The sequence below is a fragment of the Paenibacillus sp. MAHUQ-63 genome (assembly GCF_028765165.1).
In the GTDB taxonomy this organism is placed as follows: Bacteria; Bacillota; Bacilli; order Paenibacillales; family NBRC-103111; genus Paenibacillus_E.
Genome location: NZ_JARADB010000004.1, coordinates 154,318 through 173,586, shown reverse-complemented (window position 1 = coordinate 173,586; position 19,269 = coordinate 154,318). Strand labels below are relative to the sequence as shown.

The following is a 19,269-nucleotide window of genomic DNA, read 5'->3' as shown; positions in this document are numbered from 1 at the left end:
GCATGAATCCACCTCGAAGAGGAACGCCGGATTTTCTGCTGCTTCTACTAACCTTTGCACTTGTTTGCTTCGGACTCGCTATGGTTTTCAGCGCAAGTTCAATGACAAGCGCCTATTACGGAGATCCGTGGGCCTTCACGAAAAAGCAGCTCATCGCGGTGTTCATTGGAACGGTCGGCATGTTCTTTTGCATGAACCTCCATTACACGAAGCTGAAGAAGCTCGTGATTCCTGCTTTCTTCCTTGTCGTGCTTGGTTTGATCTTCGTTATTTTTACGAGCGAAGCGAACGGAGCATCCAGCTGGTTCACACTTGGCAAATTCGGCATCCAGCCAACGGAATTTGCCAAGCTGATCGTGATTCTCTATCTGGCTTCACTCATCAGCAACAAAGATGAGAAGTTTCGCAATTTCAAAAAGGGACTGCTTCCCGCTTTGATCATTGTCGGCTTCGTATGCTTCTTGATCATGCTCCAGCCGGACTTAGGCTCCTGCATGATTCTATTCGTTTGCTCCGCCATCGTCATTATGGTCGGAGGCTCGAATCTGAAGCACATCTTCCTGCTGGGGACAAGCCTAATTACGCTGGCCGCCGTCGGACTGTCCCTTTATATGTTAAAGGGCGGATCGGACAGCACGAACTACCGGATTAACCGGCTGACCTCGTTCATGGATCCTTTCTCGGACCCGCAAGGCTCGGGGCACCAGGTGGTGCAATCGCTGTATGCGTTCGGGCACGGCGGCTTGACCGGCGCAGGCTTCGGACAAGGCATTCAGAAGCTGCATTACTTGCCTGAAGCGCACAACGACTTCATTTTCGCCATTATCGGCGAGGAGTTAGGCTTCATCGGAAGTTCCCTATTCATTCTGGTCTTTATTTTCTTCATCTGGCGGGGAATTCTGATCGCGGTGCGCTGCCCCGATATGTTCGGTATGCTCTCCGGCGTCGGCATCATGGTGATGTTCGCTTTCCAGGCGTTCATTAACATCGGTGGTGTTACAGGGACGATCCCGCTTACCGGGGTAACCCTGCCCTTCATATCGGCCGGCGGTTCCTCCATGATGGTATCGCTTATCAGCATGGGCGTCATCCTCAGCATATCGCGGGAGCAATCGCAGAAAGAAGCGCCTCCTGCCAAAAAAAGACCCTAATCGACTTCGCATTCGATTGGGTCTTTTTTTTATTTGACGCGATGAGGATCGTCCACTTCGGTGTTGTTGTCTTCTTTGAAGGCAACGCCTTCCACCTTCACATTCACTTCGACCACCGTTAATCCGGTCATATTCTCAACGGCTTCCCGCACGTTCTCCTGGAGATCCCTGCAAACGTCCTGAATGCGCGAACCGTAGTTGACGATGACGCGCAGATCGATCGCCGCTTCGACTTGACCGACCTCGACGGAGACGCCGCGCTGTACGTTCTTACCGCTCAGACGCTTCGCCAAGCCTTCGGAGATGCCGCCGGACATACCGGCGATGCCGGGTGTTTCCAGAGCTGCAAGACCTGCTATGGTGGATACAACATCATCAGAAATACGAATTAAGCCGGTTTGATTGTCTTCAGCCATATGTATCAACTCCTAACGTAGGATCATTGAACGGAGCCCCAAAGCCTCTCCGCTCAGGTATAAATCTATTGTAATAAGTTCAATACATGAAAGCAAGAAATGCCCAAATCGAATTTACTTTAAAAGCCAAACTGGGTATAGTAAGAAGAAGTTAAAAGGTTTCCATACTTTAGGAGTCGGAGGGTGTACATTGAAGGGTAAATTGTTTTACGCAGGTTTAATCATTTCTTTTGTGGCAACGGCCATTGCGCATTACATGCATGTGAACACGACCTGGCAATTCGTCATTGCCTGTATCGCGATTATATTTGTTGCCGGCTTCTTGGGCAAAGCGACGGAAAGCGTAGCTCATTATGCAGGCGAGCGTGTAGGCGGCTTCCTGAACGCCACGTTCGGCAACGCAGCCGAGCTCATCATCGCCTTCTTCCTGGTGAAAGACGGCTTGTATGACATCGTCAAAGCCAGCCTTACCGGCGCGATCATCGGGAACCTGCTGCTTGTGCTGGGACTCAGTATTTTTGCAGGCGGACTGAAGTTCAAGGAGCAGTCGTTCAATGTGAAGCTCGCTTCCCATAACTCTTCCCTGATGATTCTCGGTGTCGTCGCGCTCTTCATTCCAGCTATCTTCACCGGGGGTTTGACGACCAAAGAAACTTCGAGCATGAGCATGATCGTCGCCATTCTGCTCATAGCCGCCTACATCCTATGGCTGATCTTCTCCATGATTACGCACAAAAGCATTCTGTCCGATGAAGCCATCGAACACGGGGAAGCGGCCTGGTCCAAAACGACTTCGATTCTGTTCTTGGTGCTGGCTACGGTGATGGTGGCTTTTACGAGCGAATGGCTGGTCGGCACCTTAGAGGAAGTCACGCATAAGTTCGGATTCTCCGAGCTGTTCGTCGGGGCCTTCCTTGTGGCGATCATCGGCAACGCGGCCGAACACAGCGCTGCCGTCATGATGGCCATGAAGAACAAAATGGGCGCTGCCGTCGAGATCGCCATCGGAAGCTCCCTGCAAATCGCGCTGTTCGTAGCTCCCGTGCTGGTCATTGCCAGCTTCTTCATCAGCGGCACGCCGATGAACATCGTCTTCACTACATACGAGCTCGCCGCAATCGGGGTTGCCGTCTTTATAACGAAGTCCATTACGCAGGACGGTTCGACGAATTGGTACGAAGGACTGCTGCTGCTCGTCGTCTACATCATCCTGGGCGTCGTGTTCTTCCTCGTCTAGCGTTTCAATCCACAAAAAAAAGTAACCCAGCGATGGGTTACTTTTTGTTATTAAGCGCTTCATATAGCTGAGCAAGATTACGTTCAAGCTTGCTGAGGATTTGTTTGCCCGGCAGCTCGGAGATGAGCCCCGCCCGAATGGCAAAATCAATCTCTCTAGACAGACCGTACATTTGCGTATCTAGAACTTCTTCATACAGCGGGCATTGACGCGTCGTCAAGTTTTCCATCTGTACTTCGATCAGCTTCTCGATTTTATCTGCATCTTCTTGAAGAAGATTTAGCGCCTTTTGATTCATGTCCAGCAATAGATCAGATGAAGACATTCCACTTCCCCCTATACGCATAGTCATCCGTCCTTATATGATCTATATTAAGCGAAATTGCGCCAATATACAAGAGAAGGTACCCTCAGAGATTCTGAGAGTACCTTCATCCGGAGGTTGGACTAGTCTTCTACAACGTTAACCCCGAGTTCGTGTTTAGCAAAAACTTCAGCCATTGCGATTTTCGCTTCTTGTGCATCCGGCCCATGAACGTGCAAATCATATGTACTTGAGCTCAAAAGCGTTGTGAACAAGCCTAAGATACTCTTCACGTCGATATACTTATTATCGTATTGGAGAACGATGGATGATCTAAATTTATTAGCTGTTTGTGAAATTTCAACAATTGCTGCATTGTTAGCACTTGGCATATTTCATTCCTCCATTTATTTGCATATGAGTTAGTCGCCTTGCTTTCTATATGATAACTTGGATAGGTGATAAAGCGCAACTAGAAAATTTCCTTCATTCTCCAAGAAGAGAGCGCTTTATTTGGTCTTTGGCGCCAGCGCCCGCTTTACCCCGTTTCCAATGAAAATCAACACGATCAAAATGCCCAAGAGGATGAGCAGCCGCCCTTTGTACTTATGGAAATGAAACAAATCATGGGCGATCAATGACTCCAGGAACACAATCGGCAGTTTCCCCAGCACCGTTCCCCACAGGAAATGCGTAAACCTGATTCTCGTCAGCCCTGCAGCGAAATTAATCGCCGAAGAAGGCAATACCGGAATGAGCCTGCCTAACAGCACATACAGGAATCCCCGGCGTTCCATCCGGCGGCTGAACTGCGTAACGAGCGGGAATCGTTCCAGCTTCTTCTCGACCCAGGCATGTCCGTAATAACGGGCGAAATAAAACGAAGCGACGGCTCCCAGAACGGACATCACATAATTCACGAGAAATCCAACCTCTATCCCGAAAATGGCGACATTCGTTCCTGCGACAAGAACAAACGGGATAAAAGGAAAAAACGTTTGGCCGAAAATTAAGGCCATCCCGATGATTTTACCTGTCCAACCCAGATCCCTCAAGTGATCAGCCAGTTGACGCATATTGCTGTGAGCCAGCTTAATGCCGATAGGGTTATAGAAGAAGAAATAAATCAACCCAGCAAGTAAAACAAGAACACATAAAATTGAGAGAATCCGCTTTTTTCTGACCACTGACAAATTTCGACCATCCTTCCCTTAACCCAACTATTGTAACATGTTACCGTTAGTACAGGAAGAGAAAAGTAGCACGAACCTGCATCTAGCATGCCCTCTTTCCTCCGAAATATGAAAAATAAAAACCACCTGCCTGCCGGCAAATGGTTATATGCGTTATTAACCGACCTGAATCTGGTTACGGCCATTATTCTTCGCTTGATATAGCGCCATATCGGCGCGGTAGAACAAGGATTCTACGCTGATCTTGTCCTCTTCCCAATTCCAATCGGAGACACCGCAGGAGACCGTCACATGCGGGTCGGTCTCTTCCATCACCCGCGTGCGAATCCGTTCGGCAATGCGAATGGTCTGATCCTTGGCGACTTGAGGCAAGTACACGGCTAACTCCTCTCCGCCCCATCTCGCCGCGATATCGCTGTCCCGAATGCTGGTCTTAATAATCTGGGAGACCTGAATCAAGATTTCATCACCGATCTGATGGCCGTGCGTATCGTTGATCCGTTTGAAATTATCGATATCCACCACAATCAGGGAGCCGCAGAAATCTTTCTTCTGCAGGGCATTAGCCTGTTCATCCAAGTAATGGCGGGCATACAGCCCCGTCAAATTATCCGTAATAACCATGCGCTTCACTTCCGCATGCAGCGACGCATTCGTCATGGCCAGACCGATATGCCCGGAAAGCACCTGCAGCAGCTTGTAATTATCGTAGGAGAAGAAATTCGGCTTGCTGTGGACGACGAGGATGACACCTTGCACCTCTCCGTTCACCAGAATCGGCGAACCGATCAAGGATCTCGAATTCGTCAGCTGCATCAGCCTGGACTTCACTTTGTTGTTCGACCAATAATCCGAGATGATAACCGGTTCTTTCGTACGGTAGATCAGACCGGAAAAGCCTTGATCCATAGCGAAGGACTCATGAATAATAGCCGGCAAATTCGTCGCTTGAACGATCAGCTTGTCCTTCTGATCTTTGTTCGTTTGCAGAATGCAGCTGTAATCGGCACCGAAAATGTGTAACAGCTCCGCAGAGGCCGAGCTGAAAATTTCGTTCAACCTGAGGCTCTGATTCAGCTGCTTCGTAATCTCGTTAATTAAACGCAGCTCGTTGATCATCAGATTGGATTGCTCGTACAGCTTCGCATTCTCGAAGGCTGAGCCGGCCGTATCCGCAAGCAAAGAGATGAATTGCAGATCGGAAGCATGGATCAGATCGTGCTCGAATTGCATGTAGAGCACGCCGTAAACGCCTTGTTTGCCCGATAACGGAGCGGCTACCTTGCCCGTGCTGGGACCTTCGCTGCCGGGTGTCGGCTCGAAGATCACGGTGCTTTCCATAAAAGCCCGGGTACAGATATCGTTCTCAATACTCTGAAAATTCAACGGCTTCACGGACAAATTCGTCGAGTCATTATCTTGTGACAGCAGCAAATCCACCTGCATAAGCGGGTATACCCGGTATAAGCATTCGATGGCTTCCGTCAAAACGGAATCGACGTCAATCTTCGCATGAAGCTTCTTGGAAGCATCGAACAAAATATCGTGCTTCTTGAAATCCAGCTCGCGCTGTTGATGCTGGAGCAGCAGCAGATCGTATCTGCGGCGGTCTTCAATGCTCTGCACACAGCTGTGAAACGAAATGGATAATGTATATAATAATTGAGCGAGCTCATCTATATCATCGTGCAATTGGGAAAATAGTCCCAAAAAAGCGATTGGCTTTCCATGCGGATTCAGGATCGGTATGGCCGCTCCCTGCGTTGTCAGCAGCTGGGAGGATCCCATTTGCGCGCCGGACATCGTCTGCAGGCTCCGCATCTCAGCGCTGCGGGCAATCGGATTATCCAATCGGTCCGTGAAGCTCCATGATGTACCCGTTTGCAATAAATCGTCCAAGAACGGGGTATCATGCGAGCAGGCATTCATCACGCGGAGATCGCTGCCTGCGCTTAAGAACGCGGTTCGCGGCGGAAGCATGGCTTGTCCGAACTCATAGATCCAATACTCGAAGGCGTCTTGAAGCGCTTGATGGCAATGCCATTCTTCATAGGAAAAGTTGCTAGAAAGAACAAGTCCTTGCCGAATAAATGCTTCGAAGTGCTCTGCCGGGCTATGCTGTTTCATACTACGAAGTGATTCACTCATAGGCTCCCCTCACTACCAAACGTAGTCCTATTGATCCAGTACAAAATGTATACTTCGTAATCATACTATTTTTCTGCCCGCATTGCACGACATTTTCAATTCCAGACGATGGATTCAGACTTGACACTTGCCGTCGTTTTTAATAAAATAAGAAGTCGAGTAACACCAAGATTACGGTGAATGCCATTTGTGATCACCCTCACTGCTTTTGCTCCTGCCAAGACAGCGGCTGAACTACTCTTGACAGGGAATTACACATGATGATTCGTTAGCAAAATCAGGCACTTGTCTTCACCCTGACATCTAGATGCTTTCTACTAAACTATTTGTAAAAAGAAGGAGTTTTTCCTAAATGTCACGTTATACAGGACCTAAGTTCAAATTAAGCCGCCGCGTAGGTATTTCCTTGAGCGGTAACGGCAAAGACATGAAACGCCCATTCCCTCCAGGTCAACACGGCCCAGGACAACGCAAAAAAATGAGCGGCTATGGCGTTCAATTAAACGAAAAACAAAAACTTCGCCACATGTACGGTTTGAACGAGAAGCAATTCCGCAACTTGTTCGACAAAGCTTCCAAATTGAAAGGTATTGCCGGTGAAAACTTCATGGTTCTGCTTGAGAGCCGTTTGGACAACCTGGTTTACCGTCTTGGTCTTTCCAACTCCCGTGCAGGCGCACGTCAACTTGTTTCCCACGGTCACGTGACTGTGAACGGCAAGAAAGTGGATATCGCTTCCTACATCGTTTCCACTGGCGACGTGATTGCACTTCGCGAAAGAAGCAAAGGTCTTTCCGCAGTGAAAGAAGCTCTTGCTAACCGTAACCACCTGCCAGCTTACCTGGAGTTCAACGATGCAGCTGTAGAAGGCAAATACATCCGTTTGCCAGAGCGCGCTGAGCTTCCACAAGAAATTGACGAGAAACAAATCGTCGAGTTCTACAGCCGTTAATAAAAGCAAACCCCTTAGGGATTTCCCTGAGGGGTTTATTTTTTGTATCTATTTGAATTGCGCCAGGTAATAGTTCTTTTTGCCGCGGCGAATGACGAGATACGTCTCTCCCAGCCTGCCTAGATCTTGGGCTGCCGCTTCAAGCGACGTTACCTTGACGCCGTTGACGGTCACCGCGCCGCTCTCGATATCTTGACGGGCTTGACGCTTGGATGGCGCTGCACCGACGGCAATAAGCAGATCCACCAATGCGATATCCTCCTGCTCAATCACCGAGGAAGGCACATCTTTGAAAGCTTCCTCGATCTCTTGACGGGACAGCTCCTGAATATTACCGCTGAACAGGGCGGCCGTAATGTTCAGCGCGCTCTCCAGCGCCTCACTGCCGTGCACCAGCTTCGTCACTTCACGGGCAAGCAGCTTCTGCGCTTCCCGCTTCTCCGGCTGTGTCTGCACTTCAGTTTCCAGACGCTCGATCTCTTCATGGCTGATGAAGGTGAAATACTTCAAGAAACGAATAACGTCGGCATCCGCCGTACCCAACCAGAACTGGTAGAACTGATAAGGCGATGTTTTGTTCGCATCGAGCCAGATCGCTCCGCCTTCCGTTTTGCCGAATTTTTGCCCGTCGCTTTTGGTAACGAGCGGCAGCGTGACGCCGTAAGCCCGGTTCTCGGTCGTCTTGCCGATGAGCTCTAGACCGGCGGTAATATTGCCCCATTGATCGCTTCCGCCAATTTGCAGAGAGCAATTCTTCGTTTCATTCAGCTTCAAGAAATCGTACGATTGCAGAATCATATAGCTGAATTCTGTGAACGATATTCCTTTGGAAATCCGGGAATCCACCGAATCTTTGGCGAGCATGTAGTTCACTGTGAAGTTTTTGCCTACATCGCGCAGGAATTCGATCACATTGAGCGAGCCGAGCCAATCGTAGTTATTCACCAGCTCTGCGCTGTTGTCGAGCTCCGGCGAGAAGTCCAGGAAGCGCGATAGCTGCTCTTTGATGCTTTGTGACCAGGCTTGCACCGTCTCTGGACCGTTCAGCGTTCGCTCGTTCGCTTTGCCGCTCGGATCGCCAATCAGACCTGTGCCGCCCCCAACGAGCGCCAGCGGAATATGTCCGGCCTGTTGAAACCGTCTCAGCGTCAATATCGGCAGCAAGCTGCCGATATGCAGGCTGTCCGCCGTCGGATCGAACCCGCAGTAGAGCACGACCCGCTCTTCGCTAAGCTTCTTGTCTAAACCTTCGCGGTCCGTAATTTGATGCAGCAAGCCGCGAAACTCCAAATCTTTCAAAATCGACATGTCCATCCATCTCCTTGTCTCGTGTAAACGCAAAAAAGCCTTTCATCCACAAAGGGACGAGAAGACTTGACTCGCGGTACCACCCTAATTAAAACAGCAGTTACGTACCTCTATATCCGAAGATCGGATCTGTACGGCTGACTATTTTCACTCTGTGGCCTATAACGGGGCTTAACCGGTAAATACTACTAATGCAGCTCGTTCGGCTGCAAATTCCCACTTACTGCTCCTGACCGTAATTCACTAACCTGCAGGTACCGGTTCGCACCTTCCACCGGCTCTCTGAAAGCATCCGCAAGCTACCTACTGCTGATCCATCTCCGCATTTGATTCCATATATATCACAAATTTCTGCGAATTGTCAAACGGTGCAAGCACGTATTCTTCGTTCATCATTACCGCAGGAAGGGCAATTATGGTATACTATTAGCGTTCATGTAAGGAGGATATCTGAACTTATGCGCAATTTTTTCGCTAAATGGAATCGCCCATGGGTGAGAACAACACTCAAAGTAACATGGATTACGCTAAAATGGACGCTGATTTCCGCATTTCTGGCAGGTCTTGTAGGTGGATTCGCCGCATTCGGATATGTCAGCGCTCTCGTCAAGAAAGACCCGGTTCGCAGTGAAGAAGAGATTCGCCAGCAGATGCAGGAAAATGCCATCACCGGATTCGCTTACTTCAATGACGATACGGTCATTGGACAATTAAGAACCGAAGAAGACAGGCGTCTTGCCCAGCTCGATGACATCCCGCAAGTGCTGTTGGATGCCGTTCTGTCGATTGAAGACAAGGACTTCAACAAACATCACGGGATCGATTTCCGCGGATTATACCGCGCAGTCACGCAGAAGCTGCTGAACGAAGAAGTTCAAACCGGCGGAAGCACGATTACCCAACAGCTGGCCAGACGGGTATTCCTGACCCTCGACCGCGATGACGGCCGCAAGGCAAGAGAATTGCTGCTTGCACTCCGAATGGAGCGGCTCATGTCGAAGGACGAAATTTTGCTCGCTTATCTCAACAAAATTCCTTACGGCAACGGCGCGACAGGCTACAACCTGTACGGCATCAAAGCCGCAGCCAAAGGGCTGTTCGATATTGACGATCTGAGCAAATTGAATGTTGCCCAAGCCGCCTATCTGGCCGGTCTGCCGCAATCCCCTTCGCAATATTCGGCCTTTACAAGCAAGCCGGCGTTCGATGAGGAAGGCTTCAAGAAAGCCGTCACCCGTCAGCAGCTCGTACTGAAGCGAATGTTGGAAGAACAAAAAATAACGAATGAACAATATCAAGATGCACTCAAATTCGATCTAAAAGCGTCGATGCCGCCTGCCGCTCAGAAGGCCTACACGACTTACCCGTATTTGATGATCGAAACGGAGAAAGAAGCCGCTGAAATTTTACTCAAAATTCAGAAGCCCGAACTTGATCCGGTGAAGAATCAAGCCGCATATAACGAAGCTCTGAAGAGTATACATACGCAGCTTCTGCGCGGCGGGTACCAGATCTATACGACGATCGACAAGACGATCTACGATTCCATGCACGAAATTTCGAACAACGACAAGAATTTCGCACCGGACGATCCGAAGAAAGGGATCGAACAGGTCGGAGCGATCATGATCGATTCCAAGACCGGCGCTATCAAAGGCATGATCGAAGGCCGCGACTTCTTCAAGGAGCAGCTGAACCATGCGACGCAAGCGTACAGACAGCCGGGCTCGACCATGAAGCCGATCGCCGCCTACATTCCGGCTCTTGAGAAAGGCGCCATTCAGCCGGCAAGCATCGTGGACGATATCCCGATCATTTTGAAAGACGGCGTCAAAGGCTTCCACCTGCCGGAGAACTGGGATCACAAGTTCCATGGCTTGATGACCGCGCGAAAAGCTTTGAACCAGTCCTACAATATTCCTGCCATTGATATCTTCTTGAATAAGGTGGGAATCAACGATGCTTGGGATTTCGCCAAACAGCTCGGCATCACATCGATTCAGAAAGAAGATTACTACGCACAAACAGGGGTTATCGGCGGGTTAAGCCGCGGTACGTCCGTCAGAGAGCTGACCGGAGCGTATGCAGCCATCCCGAACAAGGGCGTGTTTAACGAAACATTCATGATTCGCGAAATTAAAGACTCGAACGGCCAGACGATCTATGCCCACGATCAGAAGCCGACCCAGGTCTTCTCGCCGCAAAGCGCCTATCTGATTACCGATATGATGAAAACGGTCATCAGCCAAGGTACGGCCACGGATCTGATGAAGAAATACAAATCATACGGCAAGATCGAGATTTCCGGCAAAACCGGTTCCACGCAGGATGATGCGGATGCCTGGTTCATGGGCTTTAGTCCTGACATTACGGTCGGCGTCTGGATCGGCTACGATCAGCCGATTAACAAGCTGTCGTCCAAGACGCTGCAAACGAACCATGCCAAAGATATTTGGGCTTTGATCATGAACAAGACCATTGAGCAGAAGCCGGAGCTTTTCCCTGCCAAAACGTTCACGAAGCCGGATGGAATCGTCTCCGCCACCGTCTCCAGCTTGTCCGGCAAGCTGCCGAGCGAGCTGACGGCAAGCTCCAACCTGCAAGTGACCGATATCTTCAACAAGAAGTATGTGCCGACGGAAGTCGACAACGTGTTGGTCCCTATGAAAATCAGTTCTTATAACGGATTGAATTACATCGCGCAGGATAGCACGCCGGCGGATTTCGTCCAAGAGAAAACGGTCATCAAACGTCAGAAGTCGATCTCCCAGCTGCTCAAAGAAATTCAGGATGCGATGAGCAAGCTTCCGGAGAAGAGCCGCAAGCCGATCGACAACTACAAGCCGACGGACTATGACGACGATGCGCCGTCCGAAATGGACCCGCGGGCTGACGACGGCAAAGAGCCGGCGGCACCTACGAACGTCGCCGTCTCGAAGAACGGCGAGCACGTGACGATCACCTTCCAGCCAAGCAGCGGCGCGGATCTCGTCGGTTACCGCATCTATCGTTCCGACAATCGCGGCAAGTTCCAGCTGATGGGCGGCAAGGTCGTCCTGGCAGGTGACGAAGCGAAATTCAACGATACGATTCCAGCCGCAAGCTTGATGGGCTACTATGTAACCGCCGTCGACGTAGCCGGCAAAGAATCGGCACCAAGCCGTTCCTCCTACACGGACGGCAGCTCGCTAGACTCCTTGTTCGTCCCTTCCGGCGAAGGCACACCGGTACCGGAATCGACGAAGGAGCCTGCCGGACCGTCAGAGTCTCCGGGCACGGCAGCCAAGGACGCTCCGGCCGCGCCAACCGGCCTCAAAGCCAAAGCGGATGGCGCAGGCATTACGCTCACTTGGAAAGCGAATGCGTCCAAAGATAAAGTCAAGAAATACAATGTCTACTATAGCAGCAAAGAGAAAGGCACCTATACGAAGCTCGGTACCGTCGACAACGCGGCAGAGTTCCATTACTACGCAGCGGCCTACAACGGTTACTACAAGGTAACGGCTGTCAACGATTCCGGCGAGTCCAAACCTTCTGCGGCTATTGCTTATAACGATTAAAAAAAGAACCTAGCGGTGTTCGCACCGCTAGGTTCTTCTCATTAATCTTCAATTGTCGATAAATCGCCTGTCGGCAAATTGAGCTCCCAAGCCTTAAGCACGCGGCGCATGATTTTGCCGCTGCGCGTTTTGGGCAGCTTGTCTTTGAATTCAATTTCGCGCGGCGCCGCATGCGCGGACAGCCCTTCTTTGACAAACTTGGAAATGTCGGCCTTCAGTTCGTCCGATGGCGTGAACCCTTCACGCAAGGCGATGAATGCTTTGATAATCTCGCCGCGCATCGGATCCGGCTTCCCGATGACGCCTGCTTCCGCCACTGCCGGGTGCTCGACCAGCTTGCTCTCCACCTCGAAAGGGCCGACCCGCTCGCCTGCGGTGTTAATGACGTCATCCACGCGCCCCTGGAACCAGAAGTAGCCTTCTTCGTCCATGTAAGCCGAGTCGCCGGATACATACCAGCCGGTCAAACGGAAGTACTCTTCATATTTGGCAGGATTGTTCCAAATTTTGCGCATCATGGATGGCCAAGGCGTCTTAATGGCCAAGTTGCCCATCCGGTTCGGAGGCAGCACATTGCCCGCATCGTCGATGATGGCAGCTTCCACGCCCGGAATCGGACGGCCCATGGATCCCGGTTTGATCGTCATGGAAGGATAGTTACAGATCAGCTGTCCGCCCGTTTCCGTCATCCACCAAGTATCATGGATACGCTGGTTGTACACTTTAAGTCCCCAACGAACAACTTCCGGATTCAACGGCTCGCCTACGCTGAGCACATGGCGCAGCGAAGACAGGTCATAACCGGCAACCACATCGTCACCGGCGCCCATCAGCATACGGAACGCAGTCGGTGCGCTGTACCAAACGGTTACTTTGTATTTCTGCAGCGTATTGTACCAATCTTGCGGACTGAAGCGCCCTCCGCGGATGACATTCGTCGCTCCGTTCAGCCACGGGGCGAAGATGCCGTAAGAGGTACCCGTTACCCAACCCGGGTCTGCCGTACACCAATAAATATCGTCCTCTTGCAGATCCAGTACGATTTTGCCTGTATAGTAATGCTGCAGCATCGCGTTCTGCACGTGGAACACGCCTTTGGGCTTGCCCGTGGAACCCGAAGTGTAGTGAATGATAAGCCCGTCTTCGCGGTCCAGCCACTCAATCTCCAAATCGGTGGACGCTTTCTCCATCTCTTGGTAGTAATCGACATGCCCTGCGGCAGGCTCCACATTGTCCCCTACGACGATAATGTGCTTCAGGTTCGGAAGCTCACTCGCCGGAATGCGGGACAGCAGGCTAGGCGTTGTAATAATCGCGACGGCTGCACTGTCTTCCAAGCGGTCTTTGACAGCGGTCTCCATGAAGGCTTCGAACAGCGGACCGACGACCGCGCCCACTTTGAGTGTGCCCAACAAGGCATAGTACAGCTCAGGCGTACGCGGCATGAAAATAAACACGCGCTCCCCTTTGCCGATGCCAAGATTGCGCAGCACATTCCCGAATTGGTTTGATTTCGCTTTCATTTCGCCATATGTAATCGCTTCTTCTCTTTGATTGTCGCTATAGTAAAGGGCAATTTTATCCTTCTTAGCGGATTCGGCATGACGGTCGATGGCTTCATAAGCCATGTTCACCTTCCCCGTTTCATACCACGAAAAGTTCTTTTCGATCTCTTTCCAGTCGAAGTTTGCATGAGTTTCTTCGTAATTTTTCATGTTAGGATTAGCAGCAACAGCTTCAACGAGTTCAACTTTCATTTGATCCATGTTCGTAAAACCCTCCTCACGTGATAAACCGCTTTCATTTTACTGATGTATTTGAGCAAAATGTGATCGATTTTTGACACATTCTATTATAACACACAGAATTTTTTTCGCCTACGTTTAGTTCGGCTTTTATTTCCAAATAAAATTTGATATAAAGGGACTATGACCGAACGAAGAAGGAATCACTCATCATGCTGTTTTTCAAAAGGAGAGCTAAGGCTATGCAGCATATCAAAATTTATCACGCCATTCGCTTGCAGAGAGCTCCCGATCAGCCAGAACTTATAGTCGAAGGTCCTGTCTCAGCCGAGAGCCTGCGCGCTCTCACCATGCACCACAAATTGGACGCCTTCCGCAGGCCTAAGGAGCAGCATGAAGCCTTGGTGGAAATTGCGGAGCTGCCGGAAGGCCGCATTATCATTGCCAGAGACGGTTCGACGATCGTCGGATATGTCACCTTTCATTACCCCGATGAAATCGAGCGGTGGTCGCAAGGCCGCATGCAGGATTTGATCGAGCTCGGAGCGATTGAAGTTGCGGATGATTATCGCTCGATGGGACTGGGGAAGAAAATGATTCGTCTCGCCTTTGAAGAGGAGCAAATGGAAAATGTCATCTGCTTCAGCACGGAGTATTACTGGCACTGGGACTTGGAGAACAGCAAGCTCACGGTCTGGGAATACCGTCAAATGATGGAGAAGCTGATGAAAAGCGTCGATATGATCTGGTTCGCTACCGACGATCCGGAAATCTGCTCGCATCCGGCCAATTGTCTTATGGTGCGAATCGGCAAACAAGTGCCGTTAGCTTCCGTCGAGCAGTTTGACCGCATTCGGTTTCAACAGCGCTTCATGTACTAAGTTCGCTGCGGCGAAAGGATTTCTAGGGCTTAAGGCAAGAGGGTTAGCCCATTCGGGGGAATGTGGGATATGAACAAGCAAGCAGCGAGTCCTGTCTTCATCTATGACGATGAAGAAATTCAGTATAAATTTAATGAACAGCACCCTTTTAATCAGGATCGGCTGGTCATGACCGTCGATCTGCTGCGTAAAGCCGGAGCGCTGGATGACAGCATGCTTCGAGCGCCTCGCCCGGCTGCGGAGCGCGAGCTGCTGCGGGTCCACGCACCCGCTTACATCGAAGCGGTGAAAGCGCTTAGCCAAGACGTGCCGGAGGAGCGCTGGATCAAGGAAGCGGCGCGCTTCGGCCTCGACACCGACGACACGCCCTTCTTCCCCGGGATGCACGACATCACGGCGAAGATTGTGGGGGGCTCCATCACGGCAGCGGACCTCGTGATGTCCGGCCAAGCCCCGCATGCGCTCCATCTCGGCGGCGGGCTGCACCACGCCCTGCAGAGCAAGGGCGCCGGCTTCTGCGTCTACAACGACGCTTCGGCGGCGATTGCGCATATCAAGGAGACGTACGGCGCGAAAGTGCTGTACGTCGATACGGATGTGCATCATGGGGATGGCGTACAGTGGAGCTTCTACGCCGATCCCCAGGTATGCACGCTGTCCATTCATGAGACGGGGAAATATTTGTTCCCCGGCACGGGCGCCGTGAACGAACGCGGCGAAGGCGATGCGTTCGGGACAAGCATTAACGTCCCGGTGGAGCCTTACACCGAGGACGAGTCGTGGCTGGAATGCTTCGGCGAGGTGCTGACCGAGACGATCGCCCGCTTCCAGCCGGACGTGATCGTCTCGCAGCATGGATGCGACGCCCATGCGTTCGACCCGCTCGCGCATGTGCACTGCTCCATGCGCGTGTACAAGGCTATGCCCGAGCTGATCCACTCCCTTGCGCACACCTGGTGCGAAGGGCGCTGGGTGGCGCTCGGGGGCGGCGGGTACGACATCTGGCGTGTCGTACCGCGCGCTTGGAGCCTGCTCTGGCTCGTCATGAGCGAGCAGGCGGTGTTGTCCCAGCTGACGGCGCAGCCGCAGCTGTCGCTGCCCCAGGCGTGGCTGGACGCCTGGCAGAGCAAGAGCCCGGTCCAGCTGGCGGACACCTGGCTGGACCCTGCGGATGCCTGGACGCCTATTCCGAGGCGCCAGATTATTACAGAGAAGAACCGGCAGACCAAAGAGCTTGCCATGATGTATTTGAAATAAGCCGTCGCCCAAAAAGCTCAGAACCCGCCATCAAGGCGTTTTCTGAGCTTTTTGGGGCTGTTGGGCTTACAGCTGCTTTACGATTTCTTCCACCATTTTGTAGGAATTCTCCGAGGCTTGCACCGTAAATTCCGCGAAGTTCACATGAGCCGATCCATCGGCCTTGTCAGACATCGAGCGCAGCACGACGTAAGGAACGTCATTCATGGAACAAACCTGCGCAACCGAAGCTCCTTCCATCTCGACACAGACGCCTCCGAGCGACTCGTGAAGATCGGCAACCGCCTCGCGGTTGGCGATAAATTGATCGCCCGACAGCACTTTCCCCTGCTTCACTTTGCCTGGGAACAGCTTCTCCCCTGCAGCTGCAGCGAGCTCTACAAGCTTGCCGTTCGCTTCGAAGACTGACTTGGCTTCATAAGGAATGACCCCTCTTGCGAAGCCGAGCGGTGTCACATCCATGTCATGCTGCATGCATTCCGTGGAGACGACCAAGTCCCCGATATTGAGCTCCGGAGCCAGCGCTCCCGCTACGCCCGTGAAGATCACCGCTTCAACGCCGAATTTGTCCACGAGAATTTGGGTGGTGACAGCGGCATTCACCTTACCGACGCCCGTGCGGCACACGACGACTTCCTTCCCGTAATACGTTCCCTCCCGAAACGTAATTCCGGCCTTAACCGTTTCGCGAACATCGGACATATGCGCCACCAAAAGCTCGATCTCTTCATTCATCGCACCGATAAGTGCCAGTTTCTTCCATGTCATGTTATCATTCCTCATTTCGATAGGTATATACAGGAGAAAACCTCTAGATAAGGCCATTCCTGCCCGGAATGCGCTCATCTAGAGGCTTCAGTTTATTGCGAGACGGAATTGCGGTAGATCACTTCATGCGGCAAAATCACTTGCATATTGTCCGTCGATTCTTTGTTCATCAGCTTGGTCAGCAAACGCATCGACACCGCTCCGATATCATACATCGGTTGGGCTACGGTCGTTAGTGTCGGTCTGACCATGGAAGCCATGCGGATATTGTCTACGGAGATGACGGCAATGTCCTGCGGCACTTTCAAGCCGTTATCTTGAATCGTATGAATAGCGCCGATCGCCATCTCGTCGGTTGCCGAGAAGATGGCCGTCGGACGAGGCGTAAGCTCCAGGAAGTATTTCACGGCTTCCACGCTGGACTCGTAACGATAGTTGCCGATTCGGACATATTCGTCGCGAACCTCGATACCGGCTGCTTCCAGCGCCTTCTTGTAGCCCTGGTAACGAGCGAATCCGTTCGCCGGATCCTGCAGCGTTCCCGAGATCATGGCGATATCGCGGTGCCCCGATTCGATCAGCACGTTGACGGCATCGAATGCAGCTTTCTCATGATCGATGTCGACAGAAGCCATCGTATGGTTCTCATCCTTCGTTCCGCACAAGACGACAGGAACGGAGGAGGTGCGGAATGCTTGGATATGATCTTCCGTAACGACTCCGCCCATGAAGAGCAGCCCGTCGACTTGCTTCTCCAGCAGCGTGTTAATCACGCGGATTTCTTTCTCTTTCTTCTTGTCGGCGTTGCTTAGAATAATATTGTAGTGGTACATGTTGGCAATATCTTCAATCCCGCGCGCCACTTCCGCGAAGATAGAGTTGGAAATGTCGGGAATCACGACGCCGACGGTTGTCGTCTTCTTGCTAGCCAAGCCTCTCGCTACGGCATTCGGCCGGTAACCGAGCCTTTCAATGGCTTCAAAAACTTTCTTACGTGTTTGCGGCTTGACGTTCGGATTGTTGTTAACCACCCTGGAAACGGTTGCCATGGATACGCCTGCTTCTCTAGCTACATCATAAATGGTTACGGTCACGGTTACTCTCTCCATTTTCAAAAGTATTCTGCGAGCCTAGTATATTACCGTTATGATACGACAAATTAATCCATCTTGCAACGAAAAATGAAAATACTTTGAAAATAATTTCAATTTGTTTTCAAAAAGCGTACGCAGGATGTACAAAAGCCAATCCGAAACGGATTGGCCCTATGTAACTTATGTCGATATTGCGCTCTGTGTAATTTGGGACAACCGTTTGCGAATTTCTTCCGCCCATGGCTCGTCCCCTAGCGATTGCGCCAACAGCAAGATGTCCAGAAGCTCATTAATACGCTCTTCTACAATCTTTTCCATGGAATCGTTCATATGTTCTTTCTCCGTTACCTTCAGCAGCAGAAACGCCACTTCCGACAACTCGTGGAAGAACAGCTGTTGCTTCTCAGGCTTGCTCCCCAGCTTGCCGATGAGTCCGGTAAGCTCGGGTTTCACATGAGGAACAACCTCACTCCGCCCGCATGCTTCACATGAATAAATCGGTACATTCTCAATATCCACTTTACTTTGATAAATAACCGTACGCAGACGAAGGTTCATCGTGCGTCCGCACTTACAATACTTTTGCATTCTAACACTCCTTCACTGGCAGGCGGCATGTACATGTATTACTTGTACTTAGGTATTCTACGATTTTAAACGATTTCCTGCCGTATGAAGAGTAGTAGTTTTTGCCACGATTGGAAGTGTACGATTACTTTGCCTGTCTGGAATTGAACTTGATCAGCTCATCTGCGAATACTTTGGAGAAAGCCGGAAGGTCCGGCGGACGGCGTCCGGAAACGATGTTGCGATCGACCACAACTTCTTCATCGACCCATGTTGCGCCTGCATTCTCAAGGTCATCGCGAATCCCCGGCGTTGACGTCATCGTGTAGCCGTTCACAATTTTGGCCGAGATCAGCACCCAGCCGGCATGGCAGATTTGTGCAATTGGCTTCACGGCTTCATGGAACTCCTTGGTCAGGCGCAGCACATCCGGATACCGGCGCAGCTTGTCGGGCGCCCACCCGCCCGGCACATACAATCCGATATAATCGGATGACTTCACTTCGTCAAATGCGTAGTCCGTCGTAATTGGCACGCCGTATTTGCCATGATATACCGTCTTGGCTTTGGGGCCTACGATATCGACGACAGCTCCCGCTTCGCGCAAGCGCAGCACCGGGTACCACATCTCCAAATCTTCAAATTCTTCATCTACGAAAGCTAACACTTTTGTGCCTTGCAATTCCAT

Annotated in this window: 17 protein-coding genes and 1 other annotated feature; of the genes, 6 read left to right on the top strand and 11 right to left on the bottom strand. The window is 51.2% G+C overall.

Translation table 11 applies throughout. The features are described 5' to 3' along the window. Nucleotides 1-2: 2 nt before the first annotated feature. Complete coding sequence (gene ftsW, locus PUT07_RS23965; RefSeq protein WP_274471146.1) at nucleotides 3-1,151, top strand: putative lipid II flippase FtsW; 1,149 nt, start codon at nucleotides 3-5, stop codon at nucleotides 1,149-1,151. A gap of 29 nt (nucleotides 1,152-1,180) precedes the next feature. On the opposite strand, the gene PUT07_RS23960 is transcribed toward ftsW, so the two are convergent. Further along, complete coding sequence (locus tag PUT07_RS23960) at nucleotides 1,181-1,567, bottom strand: Asp23/Gls24 family envelope stress response protein (protein WP_274471145.1); 387 nt, start codon at nucleotides 1,565-1,567, stop codon at nucleotides 1,181-1,183. Between the two features lie 190 nt (nucleotides 1,568-1,757). On the opposite strand from PUT07_RS23960, the gene cax reads away from it, so the two are divergent. Next, nucleotides 1,758-2,804, top strand: a complete 1,047-nt coding sequence (gene cax, locus PUT07_RS23955; RefSeq protein WP_274471144.1) for a calcium/proton exchanger — start codon at nucleotides 1,758-1,760, stop codon at nucleotides 2,802-2,804. A gap of 37 nt (nucleotides 2,805-2,841) precedes the next feature. On the opposite strand, the gene PUT07_RS23950 is transcribed toward cax, so the two are convergent. From PUT07_RS23950 to PUT07_RS23935, 4 genes are all read right to left on the bottom strand, one after another. Beyond that, the gene (locus PUT07_RS23950) at nucleotides 2,842-3,129 is read right to left on the bottom strand and encodes a YlaN family protein (RefSeq protein ID WP_167064061.1); all 288 of its coding nucleotides are present in this window, start codon (nucleotides 3,127-3,129) and stop codon (nucleotides 2,842-2,844) included. Between the two features lie 122 nt (nucleotides 3,130-3,251). Then, entirely contained in the window at nucleotides 3,252-3,500 is a 249-nt protein-coding gene (locus tag PUT07_RS23945) for an HPr family phosphocarrier protein (protein ID WP_274471142.1), read from the bottom strand. Between the two features lie 117 nt (nucleotides 3,501-3,617). Next, entirely contained in the window at nucleotides 3,618-4,295 is a 678-nt protein-coding gene (locus tag PUT07_RS23940; protein WP_274471660.1) for a TVP38/TMEM64 family protein, read from the bottom strand. A 162-nt stretch (nucleotides 4,296-4,457) separates the two neighbouring features. Further along, nucleotides 4,458-6,449 carry a sensor domain-containing diguanylate cyclase gene (locus PUT07_RS23935; protein WP_274471141.1) on the bottom strand — a complete coding sequence of 664 codons (1,992 nt, stop codon included), beginning with the start codon at nucleotides 6,447-6,449 and terminating at the stop codon, nucleotides 4,458-4,460. Nucleotides 6,450-6,801: 352 nt separating this feature from the next. Between PUT07_RS23935 and rpsD the strand changes: the two genes are divergently transcribed. Next, on the top strand, nucleotides 6,802-7,401 hold the full coding sequence (gene rpsD / locus PUT07_RS23930) for a 30S ribosomal protein S4 (protein ID WP_274471140.1): 600 nt from the start codon (nucleotides 6,802-6,804) through the stop codon (nucleotides 7,399-7,401). 48 nt (nucleotides 7,402-7,449) lie between these two features. Here rpsD and tyrS read toward each other — a convergent pair whose 3' ends face one another. Beyond that, nucleotides 7,450-8,709: a tyrosine--tRNA ligase gene (gene tyrS, locus PUT07_RS23925; protein WP_274471139.1), complete on the bottom strand. Its 1,260-nt coding sequence runs from the start codon at nucleotides 8,707-8,709 to the stop codon at nucleotides 7,450-7,452. A gap of 49 nt (nucleotides 8,710-8,758) precedes the next feature. Continuing rightward, nucleotides 8,759-9,039, bottom strand: a binding site (T-box leader). 128 nt (nucleotides 9,040-9,167) lie between these two features. On the opposite strand from tyrS, the gene PUT07_RS23920 reads away from it, so the two are divergent. Then, a complete protein-coding gene (locus PUT07_RS23920) occupies nucleotides 9,168-12,269 on the top strand; it encodes a transglycosylase domain-containing protein (RefSeq protein WP_274471138.1) in 3,102 nt (1,033 codons plus the stop codon). A gap of 41 nt (nucleotides 12,270-12,310) precedes the next feature. On the opposite strand, the gene acsA is transcribed toward PUT07_RS23920, so the two are convergent. Next, nucleotides 12,311-14,035, bottom strand: coding sequence for an acetate--CoA ligase (acsA, locus tag PUT07_RS23915; protein ID WP_274471136.1), 1,725 nt, complete (start codon nucleotides 14,033-14,035; stop codon nucleotides 12,311-12,313). A 221-nt stretch (nucleotides 14,036-14,256) separates the two neighbouring features. On the opposite strand from acsA, the gene PUT07_RS23910 reads away from it, so the two are divergent. Both PUT07_RS23910 and PUT07_RS23905 read left to right on the top strand, forming a co-directional pair. Next, nucleotides 14,257-14,895, top strand: coding sequence for a GNAT family N-acetyltransferase (locus tag PUT07_RS23910; RefSeq protein ID WP_274471134.1), 639 nt, complete (start codon nucleotides 14,257-14,259; stop codon nucleotides 14,893-14,895). Nucleotides 14,896-14,964: 69 nt separating this feature from the next. Next, complete coding sequence (locus tag PUT07_RS23905) at nucleotides 14,965-16,152, top strand: acetoin utilization protein AcuC (RefSeq protein WP_274471133.1); 1,188 nt, start codon at nucleotides 14,965-14,967, stop codon at nucleotides 16,150-16,152. Between the two features lie 66 nt (nucleotides 16,153-16,218). Here the strand turns inward: PUT07_RS23905 and PUT07_RS23900 are convergent, their stop codons facing one another. The 4 genes from PUT07_RS23900 to PUT07_RS23885 all read right to left on the bottom strand — a co-directional run bounded on the left by PUT07_RS23900 (nucleotide 16,219) and on the right by PUT07_RS23885 (nucleotide 19,269). Beyond that, on the bottom strand, nucleotides 16,219-16,920 hold the full coding sequence (locus PUT07_RS23900) for a 5'-methylthioadenosine/adenosylhomocysteine nucleosidase (protein WP_274471132.1): 702 nt from the start codon (nucleotides 16,918-16,920) through the stop codon (nucleotides 16,219-16,221). A gap of 92 nt (nucleotides 16,921-17,012) precedes the next feature. Then, on the bottom strand, nucleotides 17,013-18,014 hold the full coding sequence (ccpA, locus tag PUT07_RS23895) for a catabolite control protein A (protein WP_274471131.1): 1,002 nt from the start codon (nucleotides 18,012-18,014) through the stop codon (nucleotides 17,013-17,015). Nucleotides 18,015-18,194: 180 nt separating this feature from the next. Beyond that, complete coding sequence (locus tag PUT07_RS23890; RefSeq protein ID WP_274471129.1) at nucleotides 18,195-18,602, bottom strand: hypothetical protein; 408 nt, start codon at nucleotides 18,600-18,602, stop codon at nucleotides 18,195-18,197. 124 nt (nucleotides 18,603-18,726) lie between these two features. Then, nucleotides 18,727-19,269, bottom strand: coding sequence for a type 1 glutamine amidotransferase domain-containing protein (locus tag PUT07_RS23885; protein ID WP_274471128.1), 543 nt, complete (start codon nucleotides 19,267-19,269; stop codon nucleotides 18,727-18,729).

Bases quoted from the DNA above. Each gene is read 5' to 3' on its own strand.
- ftsW (WP_274471146.1), top strand. From the start codon at position 3: ATGAATCCACCTCGAAGAGGAACGCCGGATTTTCTGCTGCTTCTACTA.
- PUT07_RS23960 (WP_274471145.1), bottom strand. From the start codon at position 1,567: ATGGCTGAAGACAATCAAACCGGCTTAATTCGTATTTCTGATGATGTT.
- PUT07_RS23950 (WP_167064061.1), bottom strand. From the start codon at position 3,129: ATGTCTTCATCTGATCTATTGCTGGACATGAATCAAAAGGCGCTAAAT.
- PUT07_RS23945 (WP_274471142.1), bottom strand. From the start codon at position 3,500: ATGCCAAGTGCTAACAATGCAGCAATTGTTGAAATTTCACAAACAGCT.
- PUT07_RS23935 (WP_274471141.1), bottom strand. From the start codon at position 6,449: ATGAGTGAATCACTTCGTAGTATGAAACAGCATAGCCCGGCAGAGCAC.
- rpsD (WP_274471140.1), top strand. From the start codon at position 6,802: ATGTCACGTTATACAGGACCTAAGTTCAAATTAAGCCGCCGCGTAGGT.
- tyrS (WP_274471139.1), bottom strand. From the start codon at position 8,709: ATGTCGATTTTGAAAGATTTGGAGTTTCGCGGCTTGCTGCATCAAATT.
- PUT07_RS23920 (WP_274471138.1), top strand. From the start codon at position 9,168: ATGCGCAATTTTTTCGCTAAATGGAATCGCCCATGGGTGAGAACAACA.
- acsA (WP_274471136.1), bottom strand. From the start codon at position 14,035: ATGGATCAAATGAAAGTTGAACTCGTTGAAGCTGTTGCTGCTAATCCT.
- PUT07_RS23910 (WP_274471134.1), top strand. From the start codon at position 14,257: ATGCAGCATATCAAAATTTATCACGCCATTCGCTTGCAGAGAGCTCCC.
- PUT07_RS23905 (WP_274471133.1), top strand. From the start codon at position 14,965: ATGAACAAGCAAGCAGCGAGTCCTGTCTTCATCTATGACGATGAAGAA.
- PUT07_RS23900 (WP_274471132.1), bottom strand. From the start codon at position 16,920: ATGACATGGAAGAAACTGGCACTTATCGGTGCGATGAATGAAGAGATC.
- PUT07_RS23890 (WP_274471129.1), bottom strand. From the start codon at position 18,602: ATGCAAAAGTATTGTAAGTGCGGACGCACGATGAACCTTCGTCTGCGT.
- PUT07_RS23885 (WP_274471128.1), bottom strand. From the start codon at position 19,269: ATGGAATTGCAAGGCACAAAAGTGTTAGCTTTCGTAGATGAAGAATTT.